This window comes from Helicobacter trogontum (assembly GCF_000765905.2).
Classification (GTDB): Bacteria; Campylobacterota; Campylobacteria; order Campylobacterales; family Helicobacteraceae; genus Helicobacter_A; species Helicobacter_A trogontum.
On the sequence record NZ_JRPL02000095.1, the window covers coordinates 1 to 882 of the forward strand.

Here is an 882-nt window from a genome sequence, read left to right on the forward strand (position 1 = left end):
TTCTAGCTCTATATCATCATAGCTTTTATTATCGCTTATAAGCTTGTATTTTGGGCGTTTTTGCAATCTTTTAACATAGAGTTCATCATCTATGCGAGTTACGCATATTTGCCCTTCTTTTGGTGTGCCTTTTTGCACTAAAAGTTGGCAGTTTTCTGGCAGTGTGGGCATCATAGAATCCCCTCTAGCGGCGATAATTGATAAATCCACAAAGGAAGTAAGCCTAAAATATGAGCGTAAAAAGCCCTTATCAAGTTCTATATGGCTTGAGATATGCTCTTCATTAATAAGCCCATGCCCTGCACTTGCATAGACTTCGTCAAACACAGGAATTTTTACAAGGTTGTTTGATTTTTGATTGATGGACAAATCATCTTGACTAGGAGACACTAAGGAATCACTATGAGATGACTTAGGGACAATATTTTGAGAGTAAGGGACATGACTTATGGACGACTTATGGACTCCAAACTTTGACTTATGGACTTCACTTATGGACTCCAAACTTTGACTTATGGACTCTGGCTTATGTATAAGATAATCATAATCTATATGAAACACACTTGACACCTTATATAAGAATTCTAAGGTAACTGGAGTTTTTCCTGTTTCATAATTGTAAATTGTTTTCTCTGCGACAGATAACATATCCCCAAACTCTTTTTTTGTTAAGTTGTTTGATTTCCTAATCTCCTTAATTCGTTCTCCAATCTCTTGCATAATAAATCCTATCTTTTAGGTAAAAATTTACCTTTTTACTTGACAAAAGGTAAAAAATTACATTATAATATCTCTAATTAGTTTATTTTAGCTTAAAAAGAGTTAAAAATAAATTAATTGGTTGGGTGGGAGGGTAAAACAACTTTTAAAAGGATTTGAAAT

At 33.6% G+C, this 882-nt stretch carries 1 protein-coding gene; it reads right to left on the reverse strand.

Annotation, left to right across the window (positions count from 1 at the left end):
- Positions 1-720, reverse strand: a 720-nt coding sequence (locus LS81_RS11030) for an XRE family transcriptional regulator (protein WP_237022247.1), incomplete at its 3' end; no start/stop codon positions are given.
- Positions 721-882 lie beyond the last annotated feature (162 nt).